At 40.1% G+C, this 22451-nt stretch carries 24 protein-coding genes and 2 pseudogenes; 16 read left to right on the top strand and 10 right to left on the bottom strand.

Translation table 11 applies throughout. The features are described from left to right. Nucleotides 1–51 precede the first annotated feature (51 nt). The 6 genes from treC (at nt 52) to DCC82_RS09840 (ending at nt 7505) form a co-directional block, all read left to right on the top strand. Nucleotides 52–1743, top strand: a complete 1692-nt coding sequence (gene treC, locus DCC82_RS09815; RefSeq protein WP_097354486.1) for an alpha,alpha-phosphotrehalase — start codon at nt 52–54, stop codon at nt 1741–1743. 23 nt (nt 1744–1766) lie between these two features. After that, the gene (treR, locus tag DCC82_RS09820) at nt 1767–2480 is read left to right on the top strand and encodes a trehalose operon repressor (RefSeq protein WP_081189515.1); all 714 of its coding nucleotides are present in this window, start codon (nt 1767–1769) and stop codon (nt 2478–2480) included. 141 nt (nt 2481–2621) lie between these two features. Next, nucleotides 2622–4034 (top strand): Na+/H+ antiporter NhaC family protein, encoded by a 1413-nt coding sequence (locus tag DCC82_RS09825; RefSeq protein WP_015863868.1) that lies wholly within the window; start codon nt 2622–2624, stop codon nt 4032–4034. Between the two features lie 205 nt (nt 4035–4239). Beyond that, complete coding sequence (locus DCC82_RS09830) at nt 4240–4671, top strand: acyl-CoA thioesterase (protein WP_108430340.1); 432 nt, start codon at nt 4240–4242, stop codon at nt 4669–4671. Nucleotides 4672–4770: 99 nt separating this feature from the next. Continuing rightward, complete coding sequence (locus tag DCC82_RS09835; protein ID WP_108430341.1) at nt 4771–6270, top strand: aminotransferase class V-fold PLP-dependent enzyme; 1500 nt, start codon at nt 4771–4773, stop codon at nt 6268–6270. Nucleotides 6271–6341: 71 nt separating this feature from the next. Next, the gene (locus DCC82_RS09840) at nt 6342–7505 is read left to right on the top strand and encodes an acyl-CoA dehydrogenase family protein (RefSeq protein ID WP_097354489.1); all 1164 of its coding nucleotides are present in this window, start codon (nt 6342–6344) and stop codon (nt 7503–7505) included. A gap of 26 nt (nt 7506–7531) precedes the next feature. On the opposite strand, the gene speE is transcribed toward DCC82_RS09840, so the two are convergent. Further along, the gene (gene speE, locus DCC82_RS09845) at nt 7532–8404 is read right to left on the bottom strand and encodes a polyamine aminopropyltransferase (RefSeq protein ID WP_097354490.1); all 873 of its coding nucleotides are present in this window, start codon (nt 8402–8404) and stop codon (nt 7532–7534) included. Nucleotides 8405–8558: 154 nt separating this feature from the next. After that, the gene (locus DCC82_RS09850; RefSeq protein ID WP_062677923.1) at nt 8559–9002 is read right to left on the bottom strand and encodes an Rrf2 family transcriptional regulator; all 444 of its coding nucleotides are present in this window, start codon (nt 9000–9002) and stop codon (nt 8559–8561) included. 171 nt (nt 9003–9173) lie between these two features. Here DCC82_RS09850 and hmpA point away from each other — a divergent pair, with 171 nt between their 5' ends. The 9 genes from hmpA to DCC82_RS09895 all read left to right on the top strand — a co-directional run bounded on the left by hmpA (nt 9174) and on the right by DCC82_RS09895 (nt 18184). After that, on the top strand, nt 9174–10409 hold the full coding sequence (gene hmpA / locus DCC82_RS09855) for an NO-inducible flavohemoprotein (RefSeq protein ID WP_097354491.1): 1236 nt from the start codon (nt 9174–9176) through the stop codon (nt 10407–10409). Between the two features lie 84 nt (nt 10410–10493). Beyond that, nucleotides 10494–11465 carry a peptide-methionine (R)-S-oxide reductase MsrB gene (gene msrB / locus DCC82_RS09860; RefSeq protein ID WP_015863874.1) on the top strand — a complete coding sequence of 324 codons (972 nt, stop codon included), beginning with the start codon at nt 10494–10496 and terminating at the stop codon, nt 11463–11465. Between the two features lie 74 nt (nt 11466–11539). Beyond that, a complete protein-coding gene (purU, locus tag DCC82_RS09865; RefSeq protein WP_062677921.1) occupies nt 11540–12442 on the top strand; it encodes a formyltetrahydrofolate deformylase in 903 nt (300 codons plus the stop codon). Nucleotides 12443–12599: 157 nt separating this feature from the next. Next, on the top strand, nt 12600–12974 hold the full coding sequence (locus tag DCC82_RS09870; RefSeq protein WP_015863876.1) for a replication termination protein: 375 nt from the start codon (nt 12600–12602) through the stop codon (nt 12972–12974). 167 nt (nt 12975–13141) lie between these two features. Continuing rightward, nucleotides 13142–14014 (top strand): ATP-binding protein, encoded by an 873-nt coding sequence (locus DCC82_RS09875; protein WP_062754031.1) that lies wholly within the window; start codon nt 13142–13144, stop codon nt 14012–14014. Nucleotides 14015–14024: 10 nt separating this feature from the next. Next, entirely contained in the window at nt 14025–15941 is a 1917-nt protein-coding gene (locus tag DCC82_RS09880) for a vWA domain-containing protein (protein ID WP_097354492.1), read from the top strand. A gap of 19 nt (nt 15942–15960) precedes the next feature. Further along, complete coding sequence (locus DCC82_RS09885; protein ID WP_097354493.1) at nt 15961–17181, top strand: DHH family phosphoesterase; 1221 nt, start codon at nt 15961–15963, stop codon at nt 17179–17181. Between the two features lie 103 nt (nt 17182–17284). Then, nucleotides 17285–17890, top strand: a complete 606-nt coding sequence (locus DCC82_RS09890) for a DUF3298 and DUF4163 domain-containing protein (RefSeq protein WP_062754025.1) — start codon at nt 17285–17287, stop codon at nt 17888–17890. Nucleotides 17891–17980: 90 nt separating this feature from the next. After that, entirely contained in the window at nt 17981–18184 is a 204-nt protein-coding gene (locus tag DCC82_RS09895) for a hypothetical protein (RefSeq protein ID WP_015863880.1), read from the top strand. Between the two features lie 115 nt (nt 18185–18299). On the opposite strand, the pseudogene DCC82_RS18115 reads toward DCC82_RS09895, so the two are convergent. From DCC82_RS18115 to DCC82_RS18705, 6 genes and pseudogenes are all read right to left on the bottom strand, one after another. Then, nucleotides 18300–18659 (bottom strand): annotated as a pseudogene (locus tag DCC82_RS18115) (molybdopterin-binding protein). A gap of 69 nt (nt 18660–18728) precedes the next feature. Next, the gene (locus DCC82_RS18120) at nt 18729–19025 is read right to left on the bottom strand and encodes a molybdopterin-dependent oxidoreductase (protein ID WP_233252963.1); all 297 of its coding nucleotides are present in this window, start codon (nt 19023–19025) and stop codon (nt 18729–18731) included. Then, on the bottom strand, nt 19004–19138 hold the full coding sequence (locus DCC82_RS18125) for a molybdopterin-dependent oxidoreductase (RefSeq protein WP_233252964.1): 135 nt from the start codon (nt 19136–19138) through the stop codon (nt 19004–19006). Before DCC82_RS18125 ends, DCC82_RS18120 begins: the two co-directional genes overlap by 22 nt. Nucleotides 19139–19563: 425 nt before the next feature. Beyond that, on the bottom strand, nt 19564–19881 hold the full coding sequence (locus DCC82_RS18695) for a hypothetical protein (RefSeq protein WP_353620306.1): 318 nt from the start codon (nt 19879–19881) through the stop codon (nt 19564–19566). After that, the gene (locus DCC82_RS18700) at nt 19859–20314 is read right to left on the bottom strand and encodes an LAGLIDADG family homing endonuclease (protein ID WP_353620307.1); all 456 of its coding nucleotides are present in this window, start codon (nt 20312–20314) and stop codon (nt 19859–19861) included. The genes DCC82_RS18695 and DCC82_RS18700 overlap by 23 nt, the downstream gene beginning before the upstream one ends. A gap of 32 nt (nt 20315–20346) precedes the next feature. Next, the gene (locus DCC82_RS18705) at nt 20347–20535 is read right to left on the bottom strand and encodes a helix-turn-helix domain-containing protein (RefSeq protein ID WP_353620308.1); all 189 of its coding nucleotides are present in this window, start codon (nt 20533–20535) and stop codon (nt 20347–20349) included. Nucleotides 20536–20854: 319 nt separating this feature from the next. Between DCC82_RS18705 and DCC82_RS09910 the strand changes: the two genes are divergently transcribed. Beyond that, a complete protein-coding gene (locus DCC82_RS09910) occupies nt 20855–21232 on the top strand; it encodes a tyrosine-type recombinase/integrase (RefSeq protein WP_233252965.1) in 378 nt (125 codons plus the stop codon). Here the strand turns inward: DCC82_RS09910 and DCC82_RS09915 are convergent. Both DCC82_RS09915 and DCC82_RS09920 read right to left on the bottom strand, forming a co-directional pair. Next, nucleotides 21184–21645, bottom strand: a pseudogene (locus DCC82_RS09915) (transposase family protein); the annotation flags it as partial. The gene DCC82_RS09910 and the pseudogene DCC82_RS09915 sit on opposite strands and share 49 nt — an antisense overlap. Nucleotides 21646–21754: 109 nt before the next feature. After that, a complete protein-coding gene (locus tag DCC82_RS09920; RefSeq protein WP_108430342.1) occupies nt 21755–22270 on the bottom strand; it encodes a hypothetical protein in 516 nt (171 codons plus the stop codon). Nucleotides 22271–22451 lie beyond the last annotated feature (181 nt).

Consider the following 22451-nt stretch of genomic DNA (forward strand, 5'->3'; position numbering starts at 1 on the left):
ACTCACCAATGGTATCGTTTTTATCCATAATAGAATGAGGTGATGACAACAATGACAAAACAGCCATGGTGGAAAAAAGCAGTCGTATATCAAATTTATCCAAAAAGCTTTAAGGATACAAACGGTGATGGAATCGGTGATTTGCAAGGAATTATCGAAAAGCTCGATTATTTGAAACTGCTTGGTGTGGATGTGATTTGGCTGACGCCGATTTACAAGTCACCGCAGCGTGACAATGGCTATGATATTAGTGACTATTTTCAAATTCATGATGAATATGGCACGATGGAAGATTTTGATCGATTGTTAGAAGAAGTACATCGGCGCGGCATGAAGTTGATCATGGATATGGTTGTCAATCATACGTCTACGGAGCATGAATGGTTTAAGCAGGCACGTACATCGAAAGATAATCCGTATCGTGATTTTTACATTTGGCGGGATCCAAAACCAGACGGAAGTGCTCCAACGAACTGGCAGTCGAAGTTTGGCGGTTCGGCATGGGAGTACGATGAGAAAACAGGGCAATATTATTTGCATTTATTTGACGTGACACAAGCGGATTTAAACTGGGAAAACGAAGAGATGCGCCGCCGTATTTATGACATGATGCATTTTTGGTTCCAAAAAGGAGTGGACGGGTTCCGTTTAGATGTCATTAACTTGCTATCGAAAGATCAACGATTTTTTGACGATGACGGTTCGGTGCCGCCGGGCGACGACCGCAAGTTTTACACCGACGGACCGCGCATTCATGAATTTTTGCAAGAGATGAACCGGGAAGTATTTTCGAAATACGATATTATGACGGTCGGGGAAATGTCATCCACAACGATTGACCATTGCATCAAATATACAAATCCTAATCGCCGTGAGTTAAATATGACGTTTAATTTCCATCATTTAAAGGTCGACTATCCGAACGGGGAAAAATGGGCGGTCGCCGATTTTGATTTTCTTGCACTAAAGCGAATTTTATCGGAATGGCAAGTCAAGATGCATAAAGGCGGCGGCTGGAATGCGCTCTTTTGGTGCAACCATGACCAGCCGCGGATTGTATCGCGGTACGGCGATGATGGAAAATATCATAAAGAATCAGCGAAAATGCTGGCAACGGTCATTCATATGATGCAAGGGACGCCATATATTTACCAAGGAGAAGAAATTGGCATGACCGACCCGAAATTCGAGCGGATTGATGATTACCGCGATGTTGAGTCGCTCAATATGTACCGCATTTTGCAAGAACAAGGAAAAAGTGAACAAGAAGTGCTTGAAATTTTAAAACGGAAATCGCGCGACAATTCGCGGACGCCGATGCAATGGGACGACAGCGAACATGCCGGATTTACGACAGGCACGCCTTGGATTCGCGTTGCCCCGAACTATAAACAAATTAACGTGAAAAAAGCGCTGGAAGATCCGACATCAGTTTTCTATCATTATCAACGGCTTATTCAACTTCGCAAGCAATATGACATTATTACAACTGGAGATTATCAGCTGTTGCTTGAAGATCATCCAGATATTTTCGCTTATTTGCGAAATGGAGAAAATGAAAAACTGCTTGTTGTGAATAATTTTTACGGAAGAGAAACGACGTTCGTATTGCCGGATGACGTCGATGTAAGCGGCTATTCGAGCGAAATATTGCTTTCTAACTATGATGATTCACCGAGCGATTTTCGGACAATATCGCTACGCCCGTACGAATCGATTGTTTATTACTTGACCAAATCGTGATACAATACATGTCGGTGAGCGAAATGTATGAAAATAAATATTTATCCATTTATCACGATCTTGTGGAAAAAATTCGTCAAGGACATTGGAAACCGTATGACAAACTGCCGTCGGAAAACGAACTTTCCGAACGATATAACACATCGAGAGAGACGATTCGCAAAGCGCTCAATTTACTATCCGAACATGGTTATATCCAAAAAATGAAAGGAAAAGGCTCCATCGTTTTGGATGTTGGCAAATACGATTTTCCGGTATCTGGGCTAGTGAGTTTTAAAGAATTGGCCCAAAACATGAAACAGCCTGTAAAAACGATCGTAAACGAGTTGGAAGTAATTAAACCGGATCCATATTTAAAGCGGCATTTGCACGCGACAAGCAAAGACGAAATATGGAAAGTCATTCGTTCCCGTGAAATTGAGGGAGAACGAATCATATTAGATAAAGATTTTTTTCATAAAAAATATGTTCCGACATTGACGCGGGAAATATGTGAAGATTCGATTTATGAATATTTGGAGAAACAGTTAAAACTGAAAATCAGCTTTGCGAAAAAAGAAATGTTTGTCGATAAAGTCAATGAAGAGGATCGAAAATATTTAGATTTAAATGGCTATGACCATGTTGTTGTTGTAAAAAATTTCGTCTATTTAGATGACGCTACGTTATTTCAATATACAGAGTCGCGCCACCGTCTCGATAAATTCCGTTTCGTCGATTTTGCAAGGCGGAAGTAAACGAACACTTGCCATCTCGCAAGTGTTCGTTTCTTTTTTATATTTATATCTAATAAAACTATGTGCTAAATAATCAACATTAAACGATAATAATTTTTCATCATTATGGCTATCCTTGTAACGACGAAGGTGGTGAATTGGATGGAAGGAACGTGGTTGTCTTTATTGCCGTTTCTAGTTATCATTCCGCTTGCAATTTGGCTCAAAGAGATTCTTCCTGGGCTTGTCATTGGATTAATCATTGGTGCGTTTTGTTTGGAAAGAAGTGTGCTTCCCACAATCGAGCGAGCGGTAGCCACGCTTTTAAAAGCGATCAGTGATTTAGAGCACATGAAAGTAGTTGCGTTTTTATATTTATTTGGTTCATTAATTGGCATGATTCAAATTACAGGCGGAATTAAAGGATTTGTGCAATGGATTAGCGAAAAGCTTCATTCGAAGCGAAGGCTACTGTTATTTATATGGCTTACCGTACCGTTTACTTTTTTTACGCCGATGTTTCGTATTATGTTGCTCAGTCCTGTGATGAAATCCATCCTTGGGAAATTTCGTATTGACCGACGGAGAATGGCGTATATGATTGATGTGTCAACAGAACCAATTATCGTTCTTCTTCCCGCCGCGACGGCGTTTGTAGGGTTTATGATGTCGGTAGTAGCGGGGGCGCTCGAGCAAAATGGAATCCATAAATCAGCCTATCATCTTTTTTTAGCAAGCTTACCGTACAACTTTTTCGCCATTATTGCGCTTTTTGTTGGATTGATGACCACATTTATGAATGTGAGGATTGGAAGAAATGAGAAAAAGAGAGAAAAAGAAAAAACAAATCAGTTTCACCAATTGGGGCTGCGGAAAGAGTTGGCGTTAGTAACAGGGGAACCGCTTCATTTGTTTTTTCCGCTTTTTCTTGTGCTTGTGCTGACGTTTTTTTTCTTTTGGTACAGTGGGACAAAAAATGGGGCTGCTACTTTTTTTGATGCGTTTTCACGAGCCGATGCGACGCTGGCGATGTTAATGGCATTGTTTGTGACGATCATTGCAACGGCCGTATTTTATCTTATCAGGCGTCAGCCGTTATATGAACTGATTTATCATTTTTTTGACGGCGGCAATCAATTAATGGCACCGATTGGAATGCTTCTTCTCGTTTGGGCAGTATCGCTGACCGCAGATGAATTAGGGTTTGCCACTTACATTTCATCGACATTTGGGACATGGCTTCCGAAAGAAGTCGTTCCCGCTGCTGTATTTGTCATCGGTTCGTTTGTTTCTTATTTTATCGGCACATCATGGGGAACGTGGGGGATTTTTATGCCGCTTGGCGTAACGTTAGCGGCAGCGACAGGAGCGCCGCTAGCGATGACGATCGGAGCGGTATTTGCAAGCGGAACGTTTGGTGCTTTCGCATCTCCGTTAGGCGATACAACTATTACAACCGCGTCGGTTATGGATTTAGATTTAATGAGTTATGCGAAATATAAATTACGTATTTCACTATTGTGTGGAATATTATCGGTGATTGCCTATCTAATTGCACCGATCTTTTTCTCGTAACGACATCGATCGACGTTTCCATCGATGTCGTTTCGTTTTTTATTAAAAGCATTTCAGCATATTCGACTATCGCTGCCTATTATTAATAAATAAAACTATGTGCTAAATAATCAATCAAAACAAAAAAATAGTTGAATCGACCAAAAAATATAGCTATGATAAAAACAACATACTGACTAGTCAATAGAAATTAGGGGGGAGTTTTATGGCAACTCATACAACGACCGTAAACATTCGTTTTTGTGAAACGGATGCGCTTGGGCACGTCAGCAATACAAGCTATTTTATTTATCTCGAAGAAGCGCGCATTCGCATGTTTGAAGAATTAGGATCTGGCAGCGATTTAAAAGGATGGCGGTTTATCCTTGCTTCGACAAAATGCGATTTCATCAATCAAGCGTTTTTCGGCCAACGATTAAAAATCGAAACAAACGTTTCAAAAATCGGAAATAAAAGTTTCCAACTCGTTCATCGTATTTTAGACGAAAAAACAGGAACGTTAATTGCGCTAGGTGAATCAACGGTTGTTTACTTTAACTTTGAAACGCAAAAAAGTGAGCCGATCCCAGATGATTTAAGAAAGCAGCTGGAACAATACACAATTCCCGAATCGAAACAAGCAGCGAAAAAGGAATAACCAATGAGGCTGTCTAGCAAGACTAGGCAGCTTTTTTATTGACCAATTTTTCGCGGCTACATACTGTATGAATATATTAGAGGAAAGGAGGGTGTGTTCGTGGAAATTAAAGCAACCATCGGCGAGATGACATTTACATGCCGCGGAGAGTTGGAAACGTATTTTCAACCGTTTCGTGAAGCAACGATTGGGACAAATGTGACATTTTCCACTCCGTTTGGACAACAGAAAATGATTTATGCTGATTGGACAGCAAGCGGCCGTTTGTATGCGCCGATTGAACGAAAAATAACAGAAGAACTTGGCCCATTTGTTGCCAATACGCATACCGAATCAAACGTGACGAGCACAAAAATGACGTTGGCATACCAATATGCAAAAGAATTGATTAAACGCCATGTCCATGCGGATGAACATGATGTCATTATTATGGAAGGAGCGGGGATGACTAGCGCGGTAAATAAACTACAGCGGCTGCTTGGCTTAAGGGTGCCGGAACAGTGGAAGCCCCATCTTAAGCTTCCTGATGAGAAGCGTCCGGTTATTTTCGTCACACATATGGAACATCATTCTAATTTATTATCATGGGCAGAAACCATTGGAGAAGTGGTTATGATTCGCCCGACTGCAAACGGGGATGTGGATTTGGAGCATTTCCAGCAATTATTGCAAACATACGCGCATCGCCAGCTGAAAATCGGCGCTTTTACCGCATGTTCCAATGTAACAGGTATTCAAACGCCGTATCATCAGTTAGCAAAAATGATACACGAACATGAAGGAATTTGCTTTGTTGATTTTGCTGCCTCCGCTCCATACGTCACCATCAACATGCATCCTGATGACCCGCTAGAAAAATTAGACGGTATTTATTTTTCACCGCATAAGTTTTTAGGAGGACCAGGAAGCGCTGGCGTACTTATTTTTGATGCGCGGTTGTATCAAAACCGCATCCCTGATCATCCTGGAGGAGGGACAGTCATATGGACCGATCCGTGGGGGAACTATAAATATATCAAAGACATTGAAACCCGGGAAGACGGGGGAACACCGCCGATTTTACAAACGATAAAAGCAGCGCTGGCCGTTAAATTAAAAGAAAAAATGGGTGTTGAACGCATCTTGAAGCGGGAAAAAGAATTAACAACACTTCTTTTGTCCCATTTAAAGCAAATACCGCGCGTTCATATTTTAGAAGGGCACCGGGAAGACCGGCTTGGCATCGTATCATTTATTATTGAAGGAATGCATTATAATTTAGTCGTAAAGCTTTTGAACGACCGCTTTGGCATTCAAGTGCGCGGCGGCTGTTCATGCGCTGGTCCATACGGCCATTATTTGCTTGGAATTGACAAAGAGCAGTCGAAAAACATTTTGATGCAAGTCGAACAGGGAAACTTACTAATCAAGCCAGGATGGGTTCGTATTTCAGTTCATCCAATCATGACAAATGAAGATATATACCATATCATCCGGGCGATCCGCCATATTGTGCGTCACGAAGACAAGTGGAAGCAAGAGTATATATATGACCATGCGAAAAATGAATTTTACCACCGTCATGATGACCGTGATGTTCGTCACTTATTCATTCTTTAATTGCATATTGTTTCCATCCCCGCTTTATAACGTGTACAATAAAACCATAATGGAAAAAGAAGGGGAGACTTATGAACGAACTATATCATTTATTTCTTCGCACAGAGCGGGAGCGAAACTTGTACGAACGGGCACGGAATCTTGCTGAGCGATTCCAAAAGCGCGCTAGATGGCATGATGAACATGCCGAATTTCCGTTTGAAAATTTCGATGACTTAAAAGAGGCGCGCTTTCTTTCTCTTACTGTTCCTAAATCATATGGCGGGGAAGAAATTTCCCTTTACGAATTTTTACTCATTCAGGAAACGATCGCCCAAGGGGACGGCGCGACGGCGCTATCGCTCGGCTGGCATTTAGGCATTATCATGAACCTTGCAGAGACGAAAAAATGGCCGCTATCTGTTTTTGAACGAATTTGCCGAGAAGTCGTGGAAAAGCAAATTTTACTAAATAGCGCTCATTCCGAAGAAGCGACCGGAAGTCCAGCGCGCGGCGGAAAACCGGAAACAACCGCGGAACACCGCAGCGGCCGCTGGGTGATTTCCGGCCGAAAAACGTTCACTTCGCTAGCTCCGGCGCTTGATTACTTTATCGTATCCGCAACTATTCAAGAAACAGGAGAAGTCGGAAACTTTCTGATTCCGAAAACAGCGGCGGGGTTAAAAATTGAAAAAACGTGGGATACGCTCGGCATGAGAGCGACACGAAGCGATGATGTTATTTTAGAAAATGTGGAAGTGGAAGAAGAAGCACTTGTCGAAATGCTTAGTTTGCCAAAAGCAAAAAGTCATGCTCAAGGGTGGCTTTTACACATTCCTGCGTGTTATTTAGGAATCGCTATCGCCGCGCGCAATGAGGCGATCGCATTCGCAAAAACGTATCAGCCAAATAGTCTTTCTCACCCGATTGCGGAAGTACCGGAAGTGCAGAGAAAAATCGCGCAAATGGATATCCATTTGATGGCAGCACGGCATTTTATGTATTCCATTGCCGATCAATGGGACCGTTATCCAGAGAAGCGGGCACAAATGAAAGAAGAATTAGCAGCCGTAAAATATATTGCAACCAATACCGCTGTCGATGTCGTTGATTTGGCCATGCGCATCGTCGGAGGAAAAAGTTTATTTGCTGAGAATCCATTGCAGCGGCATTACCGGGATGTCCGCGCCGGATTACATAATCCGCCCGCCGATGATATTACGGTTTCGATCGTGTCAGGGCGCGCTTTACAATAAAGAGCAGTCTAGCGACTGCTCTTTCCTTACTTTTCAAGCGCCTTTTTCAAGAATTGAGGAAGTTGGAAGCATTGTTTTAATATTCCTTCGTTAACATATTTCGTATCTGATGGAATGGTTGTATTTTCCGGAAGTGAAAGAGGTTTCGTTGAACCGATGGTAAAGCTCCACAATCCGCCTGGATATGTAGGAACAGTCGCTGTGTATACTTGGACATGCGGGAATAATTCGCAAATATTTGCATACGTTTGGCGTAAAATATCTAAATGGAAAATTGGCGATTGACTTTGGCAAACCATTAATCCATCATCTTTTAAAGCACGGCGGACATTGGCATAAAAGTCGCGTGAAAAGAGCGCTTCAGCCGGACCGACAGGGTCAGACGAGTCGATAATAATCACATCATATTCACTTTCACGTTCTTTTACAAAAGCAACCCCATCATCATAAATAAACTGTACTCGCGGATCGGATAAGTTTCCGGAAACTTCTTGTAAATGCGCTTTGCAAGATTGCACTACTTTTTCATCAATTTCAACCATATGAATTTCTTCGACATGTTTATATTTCGCTACTTCTCTAGCCGCACCGCAGTCTCCGCCGCCAATAATAAGCACTTTTTTTGCCGATGGATGGAATTGAAGCGGTACGTGAGAAATCATTTCGTTATAAATGTGGCCGTCAATCGATGTCGTTTGCACGACTCCATCGAGTACAAGCATACGTCCGAAATCGTAAGAATCTAAAATCATGACATGTTGGAAATCAGATCGTTCGGAGAAAATAATGTCTTTAATGCGATAGCTAATTTTTAAATTTTCGCGGTCATCTTCTGTTAACCAGAGCTCACCGTTTTGGACTTTTACATAAGGTGGTAATACATTTTGTACGCGTTTCATTTTGGCCTCCTTTTAATTCTTGTTTGTTTTTCTCATGCCTTTCTAATATTAATATATTTTACGAAATGTGACAAACAAATCATTTTTGATTCTAGTATGTCTTTGTTTTAAAAAAATATGAATGGAGCTGTTCTTTGTTTGAGGGACAGCTCCTTTATTGTTTTTCTTTGCGGAAAATCATCTGTAAGTGTTGTTTATTGCTGAGCAAATCCGCTAATGTGTATGAATCTAGCACTTGTAAAAACGATCCTAGTGCTTCGTGAAGCACACGCTTTAACTGGCAAACAGGGGTAAGGACGCAATGATTGCCATGTCCAGCAAAACATTCGACGAGCGACAAATTTTCTTCCGTGTTGCGGACGACTGATCCAATTCGAATCTCTTCTGGTTTTCTGGCTAGCCGAATTCCACCGTTTCGTCCGCGTATCGTTTCAATATAGCCTAATTTTCCAAGTTCATATACGATCTTACTTAAATGGTTTTCTGAAATAGAAAATGTCTTGGAAATTTCTTTAATATTGGTTTTTTCTTCAGGATCGAGCGTTCCTAAAAAGAGAAGAACACGCAAAGCATATTCGGTATAGTTTGTCAGCTGCATTTGTTTCACACCTTTAAAATTAGCTTCTTTAGTACTATTCTATCATAATCCATCCCTCAAAAAAAATTGTGAACAATTTGTTAAAAATGTATTTGAAATATTGCTTTAAAAAAACAACTATGATTCAATAAACATGTATTTAAAATACATCTTTTTTGGGGGATATGAGAAATGAATGCGACAACGAAATCATTAAGCCAAAAAACGATTGAAATTATCAAATCAACGGTTCCAGTACTTGAACAACATGGGGAGCAAATTACGAAGTGGTTTTATAAAACCATGTTCTCAAATCATCCAGAGCTGCTCAATATTTTTAACCATGCTAACCAAAAACAAGGACGACAACAACGGGCGCTTGCACAGGCCATTTACGAAGCAGCAAAGCATATCGAACATCTGGAAGCGATTATGCCGCTTGTCCAACAAATCGCTCATAAACATTGCAGCTTAGGGATCAAACCAGAGCATTATCCGATTGTTGGAAAACATTTGCTGCTTGCGATTAAAGAGGTGCTTAAAGAGGCGGCGACAGACGAAATTATCAATGCATGGGCCGAAGCATATGAGATAATCGCAGATGTATTTATCAAAGTAGAAGCGCAATTGTATGAAGAAGCCGCATCCAAACGTGGAGGATGGAAAGATTTCCGCCGCTTTATCGTACAGAAAAAAGTAAAAGAAAGCGATGTCATTACATCGTTTTATTTCGTCCCTGAAGATGGAGGAGAAATTAGCGAGTATTTGCCAGGACAATATGTCAGTGTCAGAGTCTCTATTCCAGGGGATCAATATACCCACATTCGCCAATACAGCTTATCCGATGCGCCAGGAAAAGGCTACTATCGCATTAGTGTGAAAAGAGAAGCGGCAACAGCAGACAAACCAGCCGGCATCGTTTCGAATTACTTGCATGATCATATTCAAGAAGGCGATGTGCTTGAGTTAAGCGCTCCATTTGGTGTTTTCACGCTCGATATGGCCAAAGAAACACCGATTGTACTCATTAGCGGCGGTGTCGGAATTACGCCACTGATGAGCATGGCAAGTACGGCAGTTTCGCGTCAACCTAATCGCCAAGTAACGTTTATTCACGCGGCGATCAATGGAAACGTCCATGCGTTCGATCAAGATTTGCGCCGCTTAGCGGAACATCCAGCATTTTCGTATCATGTTTGCTATCAGTCTCCTTCAGAAGAAGACCGAAAACATCCTTATTTCGGAAAAGAAGGATTCATTGATTTATCTTGGATACAATCCGTTGTCTCGAATAAAGAAGCAGATTTTTATTTCTGTGGGCCGATTCCATTTATGAAAACGGTCTATCATGCGTTAAAAGAATGGGGCGTTTCCGACGAAAATATTCATTATGAATTTTTTGGCCCAGCCGGCGATTTAACGAAATAATGATTGAATACGCAGTAGACACCTTTCCGTTTGGAGGAAGGTGTCTTTTTTGATATGATAAATAAAAAGGAGGGAAAGTAACGGATGGGATATGAATTAGCAACATTCGCGGGCGGCTGTTTTTGGTGCATGGTTTCGCCATTTGAAGAACAGCCTGGAATTATCAGCATCATATCCGGGTACACAGGCGGCCATAAAGAAAACCCAACGTATGAGGAAGTATGTTCACAAACAACAGGGCATTACGAAGCAGTACAAATTACGTTTGACCCTGACGTATTTCCATATGAAAAACTTTTAGATATTTACTGGCGCCAAATCGATCCGACCGATGACGGCGGACAGTTTCATGACCGTGGCGAATCGTATCGGACAGCGATTTTTTATCATAACGAAAAACAGCGCCTACTCGCTGAAAAATCAAAACGGGAATTAGAAGAAAGCGGACGTTTCTCCAAACCGATTGTCACAAAAATATTGCCTGCATCGACATTTTACCCGGCTGAAGAATATCATCAAAACTATCATAAGAAAAGACCTCTTCACTATAAAATGTATTATATCGCTTCAGGACGCGATGCGTTTTTGAAAGAACACTGGCGGGATAAAGAACGAGAGGAAATGTTGCGAAAAAAGCTGACTCCTCTTCAATTTGAAGTGACGCAGCGAAACGGGACGGAACCGCCGTTTGACAATCCATATTGGAATAACAAACGGGAAGGAATATATGTAGATATTGTTTCGGGGGAACCGCTTTTTAGCACGAAAGATCAATTTGACGCAGGATGTGGCTGGCCAAGCTTTACAAAGCCACTTCATCCAGAAAATATTAAAACGGAGCTCGATTTAAGTCATGGGATGATTCGAACGGAAGTGCGAAGCCGTAAAGCCGATTCTCACCTGGGCCATGTCTTTAACGACGGTCCGGAGCCAACCGGTCTTCGTTATTGTATTAATTCTGCCGCATTACGCTTTATTCCAAAAGAAGATTTAGAAAAAGAAGGATATGGGGAATATTTATCCTTATTTGAAGCGGACGATAAGGAAAATAAATAAAAAAACGGTTGGCATTCCGACCGTTTTTTTATATGATGAAGGTTAAATGAATATTATAGGGGGAAGATAGTCACATGCATACATTTCGCGAACATCGATGGCAATCATTTCTACAAAACTATGAAAATCGTGCTCGTTTGTTAATTTCATGTCCGGATAAACCAGGTATCGTCGCGTCTGTAACATCGTTTTTGTACGAACAAGGCGCAAATATTGTCGAATCTAGTCAATATTCCACCGATCCGGAAGGTGGCACCTTTTTCTTAAGAATCGAATTTGATTGTCCGAATATCGCGTTGCGAAAGCAAGAAATTGAATCCGCTTTTCAGCCGATCGCCGAGTCATTTCATATGGATTGGCGCCTTCGCTTACATAATGATGTCAAACGAATTGCTATATTTGTTTCCAAGGCAGAACATTGTTTACTAGAGTTATTATGGCAGTGGCAAGCTGGTGAATTAATTGCCGATATTGCGCTTGTGATAAGCAATCATGAACATCTCAGAAGCACAGTAGAATCGGTTGGCATTCCATATTTCCATATTCCTGTTACGAAAGAAACGAAAGCGGAAGCCGAGCAAAAGCAAATCGAGCTGCTAAAAAAATATGAAGTGGATACGATTGTGCTCGCCCGTTATATGCAAATTTTATCCCCAGCATTTGTCGCTGAATTTCCGGGAAGAATTATTAACATTCATCATTCCTTTTTACCAGCGTTCATCGGAGCAAGACCGTACGAACGGGCGTATGAGCGAGGCGTGAAACTAATTGGCGCAACTTCGCATTACGTAACCGATGATTTAGATGAAGGTCCGATCATCGAACAAGACGTTGCCCGTGTTGACCATCGCCACCATCCTGATGATTTAAAACGAATGGGAAGAATTATTGAAAAAACCGTGCTTGCCAGAGCATTAAAATGGCATTTGGAAGATCGTGTCATCATTCATGGAAACAAAACGATTGTCTTTTATTAAGTAGGTATGATCAAAAAAAGAGGAGGCAGGAACGCCTCCTTTTCCATTAAATAAACTAATAAATCTATGTTCTAAATAAAAAATCGAAAATAAAAAGGATTTCCATACAATAAGTGGAATTGTTATAATAATGAAAAAGAAGAAAGAAGGGAGAAACATGGGGGAAAAAAGAACACCAAGCGGTTTTCTGTTAAAACAGCGTGCGTTTTTAAAACTATATTTAATCACATTAACTGAACAAGAACGTTTATACGGATTAAAAATATTAGACTTGCTACGCCAGGAGTTTAAGCCATATGGCTACAGACCGAATCACTCAGAAGTATATAAAGCGTTACATGACCTTATTGAAGACGGAATTCTAAAACAAGTGAAACAGAAAAAAGAAGGAATGAAATATCAAGAAGTTGTCTATTATCGGTTTGCGGATGGCGGATATGAAAAAGCAAAGCTGTACAAACGGCAATTAAAAGCGGAATTAGATCGCTGCCAAGCGCTCATTCGCAAGGCGATTGAAGATAATTTTAGCTGACGGGGAGCATCATAATTATAAAAGGATGGTGGCTCTCCATTTTTCTTTGCATTTTTTAATTTACATAATATTTTTATAGTTACAAATGCCTCTTTTTTGCGTGAAAACAGGACATTCAGTAGAATAGTAATCGTAATGCAAAATAAAGAAAGAAAGGACGACAAATAGTGAAACTTCCAGAGAAAGTTGAAGAAATTATTCAATATCGCAACCAACTATTTTCGAATGATGAAGACGCCTATCTCATTGGAAAAGGCGGTTACACCGCTTCCGATGAGTCGATTCTATATGATGCTATCATTGCACTTGCGCTTGGGAAAAACGTCTTATTGAAAGGACCGACGGGATCCGGAAAAACGAAGCTGGCGGAAACGTTATCATCCATATTCGGACAGCCGATGCATAGTGTGAACTGTTCTGTTGACTTAGATGCCGAAGCGCTGCTTGGCTTTAAAACGATTCAAAATCGCGATGGAAAAGCAGAAATCGAGTTTATCCCAGGTCCTGTTATTCAGGCGATGACAAAAGGACATTTATTATATATTGACGAAATTAATATGGCTAAACCAGAAACACTGCCGATTTTAAACGGTGTCTTAGACTATCGAAAAATGATTACTAATCCGTTTACCGGAGAAGTCGTTAAAGCGAAAGAAACATTTGGCGTGATCGCTGCGATTAACGAGGGATATGTTGGCACCGTCCCGCTCAACGAAGCGTTAAAAAACCGTTTTGTTGTCATCGATGTTCCGTATATTCAAGGAGATACATTAAAATCCGTATTGTTGGCACAAACTACATTAACAGACGAAACACTCATCGACCGCTTCGTCACGTTATCCGCTGATTTAATTGCACAAGTAAAAAATGGGCAAATTTCCGAAGAAGCTGCTTCGATTCGGGCGCTGATCGATACTTGTGATTTAGCTGTATATTTGCCGCCGCTTCGGGCCATTGAACGCGGCATTGTGGAAAAACTCGAAGATGACCGTGAAAAAGCAGCGGTGCGCAACATCGCGGAAACGTTGTTCGAAGAATGAGGGATCCAATATGGAGCGGTTTATCCAATTTAACGATAAAAAGATTGATTCCTTTTTGTTTATGCAGCTGTCCGATTTAGCGAAAACGTTAGCGAAACATAGCGATTGGGAAGTAGAGTTCGGCTTTCAGTCTTATGTTGACTCTCCAAACCGAAAATTATATGTCAGTCATTTTTGGGACAATCGGCCGAAAGAAGAAAAAGAAAACGGATTAAAAAGCGATGTCTGTTTACGAGCCGTTGGAACGCTTTTTCATACTGATTTTTCTGAAGTCACCGCATTTCTTAACAAAACGAAAAACATATCGATCCCTAGTTTTGCAAAGCAACTATTTACACTAGCAGAAGATTTGCGTCTTGAGGAAATTTGTAAAAAAGAGCGTCCTGGCACGAAAAAATGGTTTCGCATCCGCCGCGATGTGTACCGCCGTTATTTTTACAGTCAAACGAACGCCAATTTGACAAGAAGCGTATATACGGATGCATTATTTTCTGTTATCTATTTGTTATTAACATCCGATTCGCCGCTAGAGGACGTTCCAGTTATTCATGAGCCAATTGACCGAATGATGCCTTGGCTTCGCCAGACGCTTCCCCAATTTTTTGACGCTGCTTCGACGAAAGAAGTGGCCCGTATCACGTGGATGATTACAGAAGCATTCGATGACGTATTGGAAAATGATATGTTAAACACGTATTTTTATTTACCAGAACAAAGTTATAATGAAGAGATGGGACTGACGCTAGAAGACTTAAAACGGATCGACCCGCTCAATAACTGTGACATCTTGGATAAAGAAAAATGTGGGGACGAAGATGTCCATGATCAAGAACTGCCAACGTGGCACCGTGAAACGAGTGACATGACGAAAAGTTTCTTGCGTTTTGAACTTGAACAAGGCTCGCGAACCGATTTATTAGGAGATGGAGCGCGTGAAGGCGAAGACGGGGATCAGGCACTTGCGATGGTGCAAGGATCTGCGCGAAAATCGAATCGAAACGATTATAGGAAGCTAAATGCCTATGAACAGAAACGGGAAAGCAAACAAGCAGGTAAAGGGGATCGCTACGGGAAAGATAACCGGTATGCTGAAGCAATTTTTCTTTTTCCAACTTCTCCTTCGTCTGAACAAATAGCACAATATGAACAAAAGAAAATCGATATTTTACCATATCAAAAAAAATTAAAACAAATGATGGAAAAAACATTAGAACATAAAAAGACACTTCCACGCACCGATTTACATTTTGGCCGGCTGCATAAAAAACTGCTTCGTCTATGGACAGACGAACAGCCGCGCTTGTTTTATAAAAAACATCATCCATCTTCTCGTATTGATGCCGTTTTTACGCTGCTAGTCGATTGTTCAGCGTCGATGTATGACAAAATGGAAGAAACGAAACGCGGTATTATTTTGTTCCATGAAGCATTAAAATCGTTGCTTGTGCCCCATCAGATCGTTGGATTTTGGGAAGATCCAAATGAGGCGACGGAAACGAAGCAGCCAAACTATTTTCAAACGGTAATTTCATTTGCACAATCACACAAAAAAGAAAGCGGCCCTGCGATTATGCAGCTAGAGGCCCAGGAAGATAATCGCGACGGATTTGCGATTCGCATCATAACGGAACAACTTTTAAAGCGGCCGGAAAAACAAAAATTTCTATTGGTGTTTTCCGACGGAGAACCAGCGGCGTTTGGTTATGAACAAAACGGTATTATCGATACGCATGAAGCGGTATTAGAAGCGCGCAAACATCATATCGAAGTGATTAACGTCTTTTTGGCCAATGGTGAAATTGACGAAGGACAGAGAGAGACGATTCGAAATATTTATGGAAAACATAGCATTGTTGTTCCAAACGTGGAGCAACTTCCAGATTTCTTATTCCCGCTATTGAAGAAACTATTGTATAAAAGTTTATAAAGAAAAGGATGGATTGGCGATGATCAAATTGTTTACGGACAGCGATTTAGACGGAATTGGGTGCGGACTGTTGGCGAAAATTGCGTTTAAAGAAGTAAACATATCATTTTGTTCCTACCGTAACTTAGATGAACGAGTGAAACAATTTATTGAAAATGAACAGCATAACGAAGCAAGTGTATTTATTACCGATCTGGCGGTCAGTGAAGAGGTGGAGAAAAAACTGGAGGAACGATTTGAAGCAGGAAAACACGTTCAAGTTGTCGACCACCATGTCACTGCCCTCCATTTTAATAAGTATCCGTGGGGGTGGGTGCAGCCAACGGATGAACAAGGCAAAAAAACGTGCGCAACCTCGCTATTTTATGAATATTTAATCCGTGAACAAAAACTGGAACGAAACGAAACGCTCGATGAATTTGTAGAGCTTGTCCGCCAATACGATACATGGGAATGGGAAGAAACAGACAACACGCGGGCAAAGCGGCTAAATGATTTGCTGACGATTTTAGGCCTGGACGAATTTTGGGATCGCATGAGTGAACGGTTAACAGAAGGAGGTCCATTTGCTTTAACCGAAACGGAAGAACTTATTTTGGATATGGAAGAAAAGAAAATTCAGCGCTACATCCGAATGAAACAAAAACAACTTGTCCAGCGCTGGTTTGATGATTATTGTGTCGGTATTGTTTTTGCCGAACAACATATGTCTGAACTAGGTAATGCATTATCCAAACGTTGTCCTCATTTAGATTTAATCGCCATGGTTAATCTCGGCACGAAACATATTGGGTTTCGAACGATTCACGACAACGTGAATGTTGCGGAGTTTGCGAAACAGTTTGGAGGAGGAGGCCATCCGAAAGCATCCGGATGCTTTGTTAATGAAACAACATTCCCGCTTTTTGTCGTCGATGTGTTCTCGCTTCCGCCGGTATATCATGATGTGGAACAAAACCAGCTCAATACAAAAGATCAAACAGAAGGGTTCTTTTTTACCAATCATCAAGGACAATGGTTTTTCTTTCATCCAAGCGATGACAAATGGGGCGTTTATCATCAAGAACAGGAAGTACAATCGTTTTCGAGCCAAGAAGAGGCGGAACGGTTTATAAAACGTCAATTCGCAGCGGGACTGGCGGACGATCAAGCGGTGATTGACTTTTTGCAGCAACAGCTATGTATAGATGAGTATATCAATGCCCTGCAACAATACAAACAAAAAGCCGGTACCAAATAACGGTATCGGTTTTTTATGCTACTTATTTTTGTTTCCTCCCTTAACCAAAATGCACGTTTTAACCATGAGCGAATATCGTAAAGGGGAAGGGAGGAAGAAAAATATGATCAAACTTCCGGTTAACATTCATACGGAATATATAAAGCAAAAACGACTTAAACTTTATTATCCGGTTATATACGGATTGTCAAATAAAGAAGCAGAGAGAAAAATAAACTATGAGATACGATCGGCTGTTCAACAGCTTCTTATGACACAAGGGTTTTACGAAAATCCGCTGACTGAAATTACGGGACACTTTGAGCTGAAAACAAATGAAAAAGGCGTTTTAAGCTTAACCATTATCAATTACGCTTATTCCGGCGGTGCCCATGGACTTACACTTATGAAAGGATTAACATTTAATATTATGACAGGAAAAAAATATTCGCTTTCTGAATTATTTTTAGACAACAGCGATTACGTGAAAGTACTGTCTACGATGGTGTCGACTCAAATTAAAGAGAGAGGCATTCTTCTTTTAAATCCTTCTTTCAAAAGCATCTCACCGGAACAAGATTTCTACATTGCTGATAAAGCGCTTGTGCTATTTTATCAATTGTATGAATTAACGGCTTACGCATTCGGGTTCCCATATTTTCCGATTTCCGTATACGATGTAGAAAAACTCGTTGATCCGCAATCACCTTTGGGAAAAATGCTTTCGTAATCTTTATAAAATGTTAACATAATTGTAACAGTTTAAATGTTTAACTAGGACAGATTTTGATTATAATTTATAATCAGGGAGGTGAAAAGTATGAAACAGTACATCTTTTCTTTTTATACAGATCATACGGAACAGGCAAAACCAGTTGTGTGGGAAGAAACGATTTTGGCGTCCGGGATGATGGAAGCCTTTTCAAAAGTGAAAATGTTAATGGAGAAATATAAGAGAGAAAAAGGAGTACCGATCCGTGTTCAATACAAAGGCGTACGCTATCGCCACATCGATATCGCATAACTGACGTAACTAACATGGAAGGATGGTACCATGTCTTTCTCCAAATATGGTAAGGGGTAACATGCAGCGGTCATTAATCATTAATCAATCAAAAAGTAACCGCTGCATGTTTTATTTATTCGATTTTTATGTGCACCTTTTGGATCGCATTATACCCATATCCTTTGCGGTTCCACATCGGTGTGAAAGGCTGTGTACGGCCGCTAGAATCCGTCGCTTTTGCTAAAATCGTATATTCTCCTTTCTTGTGAACTTTCCATCTCCACTCCCATTGCACCCATGCATATCGCTCCTTTAAACGTTTTAACGTCGCTCTGTTCCATGTTTATCCGTTATCTACACTGACTTCTACTTTTTGGATCACACCTTCTCCAGTCCAGGCGATCCCCGTAACCGAAATCGTTCCAACCCGATGGAGAGAGTATGGAAGCGGAAATTGAATCAATGAGTTTACGTTCATTGTTGTTATAGGCATTTTTCCTTCATCATTGTTTGGATGGGGATAATAAACATAATCAATGGATTGAAATGGCCCTGTAAAAGGTTAATCCGTTACGATGATGTATTTTAGCCATTTTACCGATGCCATCGCATACCATTGCGGAACAATGAGGCGAAACGGGAATCCGCGTTTTAAAGGAAGGGGGGAGCCATTATACTCATAAGCGATGATCGTATCTGGGTGCATTGCTTTATGAAGCGGCAAGCTTCTTGCATAGTAAAAAAGACCGTTCATATCATCCCTTGTTCCGGCATCTGCCCCGATAAATATTACTTCCTTTGCCTTCCTGTGGATTTTCGCTAATGTTAATATGTCTTTTAGCGGAATTCCAGTCTCCATTTTCCTTGACTTATCGCCCCCGATTCCCACTGTTCGCCGAAGGTAGGAGGGGTAAACTTCGCCCGTTGATTTCCAGCACATTCCAAAGGGACAATCAACGTTGTTAAAGGCATTCTTTTTAGCTGATCAAGAGAAAGAAAAAAGGAAGATTATACCAAGCCACCGATCATTAGGGGCTGATGGGCTGAAGATGGATATGGAAAATGGTTGCGGCGAAAAAAATTACCGATCTTCAAAAGTGAAAAAGTGAATCGGTGTTTCTTGATTTTCCGGTACCAGACTTCTCGTAATTAAATACGGGCGTATCTTCTGTTTGTTTGACAATTTTTATATTTTTTATATATGGTTTTTTTATATGGTTATGGTTATGGTAATGAATGTGTATGACGTAAAATGTTTAGAATGTTTAGGTCGAACCATTATTTTTTGTTTCGTCTCAATATAACAAGTTTACTTGAATTTGAAACAAATCGTTTTATAACTGCCTATAATTTATATTATGTCAACCGAAATTTAAAAAATATAAAGCAGTTATTAGTTACTTAACTTCCCTTTCTTTAATTTTATAAAATTCTTCGCTAAATGATTTGTCACGCTTCAACCATGTATAATACGTTCCTAATGTAATTCCAACTGTTTCACATGCTTGATGAACGCAATAACTTTTTCGATATTCATCGATAAAAGCTTTTTTTCTTGCTGCAACAGCTTGTTTTGTCTTTTTAAATTTCGCATTTTGCAATGTTTCTGCATCCATATTTTTATCTGGGAACGCTTCAAATTTGCGTTTTAAATATAATCCTTTATCGTGATAAATCCAGTCATAAAATTCCTTAATCGTTTTTCTGCCGCTCATATATAAACGAATATGTTTTGGTTAAGTACACGTCAAATCCTCGCGCTTTTAGATGATGTTCTAATACCGTCATGAAATCGAGAGAACCGCCAACAAAACTGACTAAATAGCCACGAGAATAAATATTTCCATCACCGTCAAAATAGCCTCTTATAAAATGATTTAAATACACTTCTGGAACATACGGAAATTTTATATCCAATGATTTATTTGGTGTGATACCATGTATCTCCATTAAATCGTTTTTCATAACTTTGCTATTGAGATATAACATATAAACACCGGTTTGCTTATTTTGATAAAGTGGTTGATTAGACCCTAATTCGTCTCTGATTTGTTCTAAAATATATTTTTCTTTTTGCGCGAATCCGATCGTCTGAAAATCATTGGGGACAAAACCGTCCGCTATAAAAAAACCTAAGATATAAGCCATATTTTTAGACCAAGTCTTGAAATAATCTTCATTTAACTTATACTTACGCTTCCAACTACCAAAAACGGCCTTTTTTCAATATTATGATCAGACAAAATCATTCTTATATATCTTGGGGACACATTGGAAAGCTTTGCAATTTCGGTGGTACTAGCACCTTCAAGATAAAGTTTTATAATTTCGTCTATTTCCAACGTTCGTTTTATATTTTTTCTTGTCATCTTTAAAACCCCTTCCATATTTATTTAAAATATATTATAAGAACAAATGTTCTTATTGTCTATATAAATTAAAATATTCGTAATAATCTCTTCCCCACTTTAATTAATGAATGGAAATAAATCACAAAACAAAAAAGAGACAGTAAAGTGCAAGTACTGTCTCATCACACCGCTTTATTCCTTATGCTCCGGGCTGCTTTTCACAATTACTGATAAATTGAGTGGAGGCATCGTCCTGTATGAAACAAGAGCAGATTCCGCAATCCTTCTTTCATAATTCTTAATCTCAACAAAAACAATTGATTTATCTAACAACACGATGCGTATTTATGGGAAAGGAAAAAAAGAGCGCTTACTACCCCTTCATCCCATGGTTGTCCCTTTAATGAAAAGCTATATGGGAAGTTTAGAGGAATATCAGCTCCACCCTTCCCGACCGGTATTTTTAAATAAAAACGGCAAAAAACTGAATCCGTGTGGTTTACATAAGATATTTAAGGAAATCTCACAGAAAGCAGGTCTGTCACCTCAACGCTTCTCACTCCATCATTTGCGGCATACGTTTGCTACCTTGTTGATACAAGAAAATAAAGAAAATGTTGATTTGCGTACCGTACAAGAACTACTCGGTCATGAAAGTTTAGTCACGTACCATTGCTTTTTCAAAGCACAATACCCGATATCGGCGATTCCTTGAAACCGTTTGACCCGGTCCATTCTCACGGCATGACATAACTCGATTGGCAAGCTATCCACCACAGCGTAGGCATGGTGCTGCCCGCGTTTCGCCAATTCATGGCGAATCCATTTGATCGCAAAACGCAGTGATCGACAACGACGATGATACCGGGAACGTTCCAGAAACTGCCCCTTTGGGAACAAGTTCCCGATAACAAAGCGATGCCACGCCCGTTCAGAAGTAAAACCGAGCAGCTTTCCTAAAAGATGAATGGCGATGATGACAGAGTCCTCTTGCTTTACCAAATGGCGATTTCGACGATGAAGATGCACCTGAATGTATGAAAGTTGGGCAGAAACAAAAAAGAAAATGGCTGCATATTGCTTTTGAATCTTGGCACGATCTGTAGTAAAATGAAAGTGCTCTTGCATGGGGATTCTCCTTTCGAATGGTAGTTCGCACTTTCATTCTACAGGAGATCCGCCAGGCAAGGGCTATTTTTATGCTTGCTCAAGTTTATCTAGCACCACGGGTAACAGCTTATCTTTTTTTAATATCGTTTCTAAGTTTATCGCGTATATTAGCGTACAAAAGTAAATTCATAATAAATTGTTGTCCTTGATCCCAACTGATACTCATGTTGTTTGGAAGAGAACCTAAGTAAATTTTATCTTCTACTAATAAATCAGGAGCATATTTTGAAACATAATTTTTTACTTTTTCTATTTTTACAGAGCCTTTTTTACCAGCGGTTAATCTTCCGTTGTGGAAAAATCGATATTCCGTTTTTCTTTTTGAGATTGAATTGTCAATGTTGAGTTCTAAAGAATTATGGTAACCTAACATATCTTCAGTAGCTACATTTAGGACAGTATAACTTTTTCTATTTCCAAATATGGGATCGTTGATTAACTTAGCAGTTCCAAACATTCCAATACGATAAATAGCTTCATTTCCATCAAGAGTTTTTACAACGAATCCCCGATAATATCCCGAAAAAGAGCCTCCCGCTGCGTTACCGTAAGTGTGAAAACTATATCCCAAGTCTTGTTCCAAACTTATTCCCTTGAATTGAATAGGTAGTACACAGCTGATTGGTTCTACCAATATAAAATTCTGCAATTCGGCTAAAAATGGATGAAGATCCGGATCGGTTTCTTCTCCTATGGTAACTATTCAGCCACATGATCAAGTGAGCTGAATATTTTTTGTATTTCCTGTCTATGATGTGAATATT

Origin of the sequence: Geobacillus sp. LYN3 (assembly GCF_003064505.1) — a bacterium.
Taxonomy (GTDB): Bacteria; Bacillota; Bacilli; order Bacillales; family Anoxybacillaceae; genus Parageobacillus_B; species Parageobacillus_B toebii.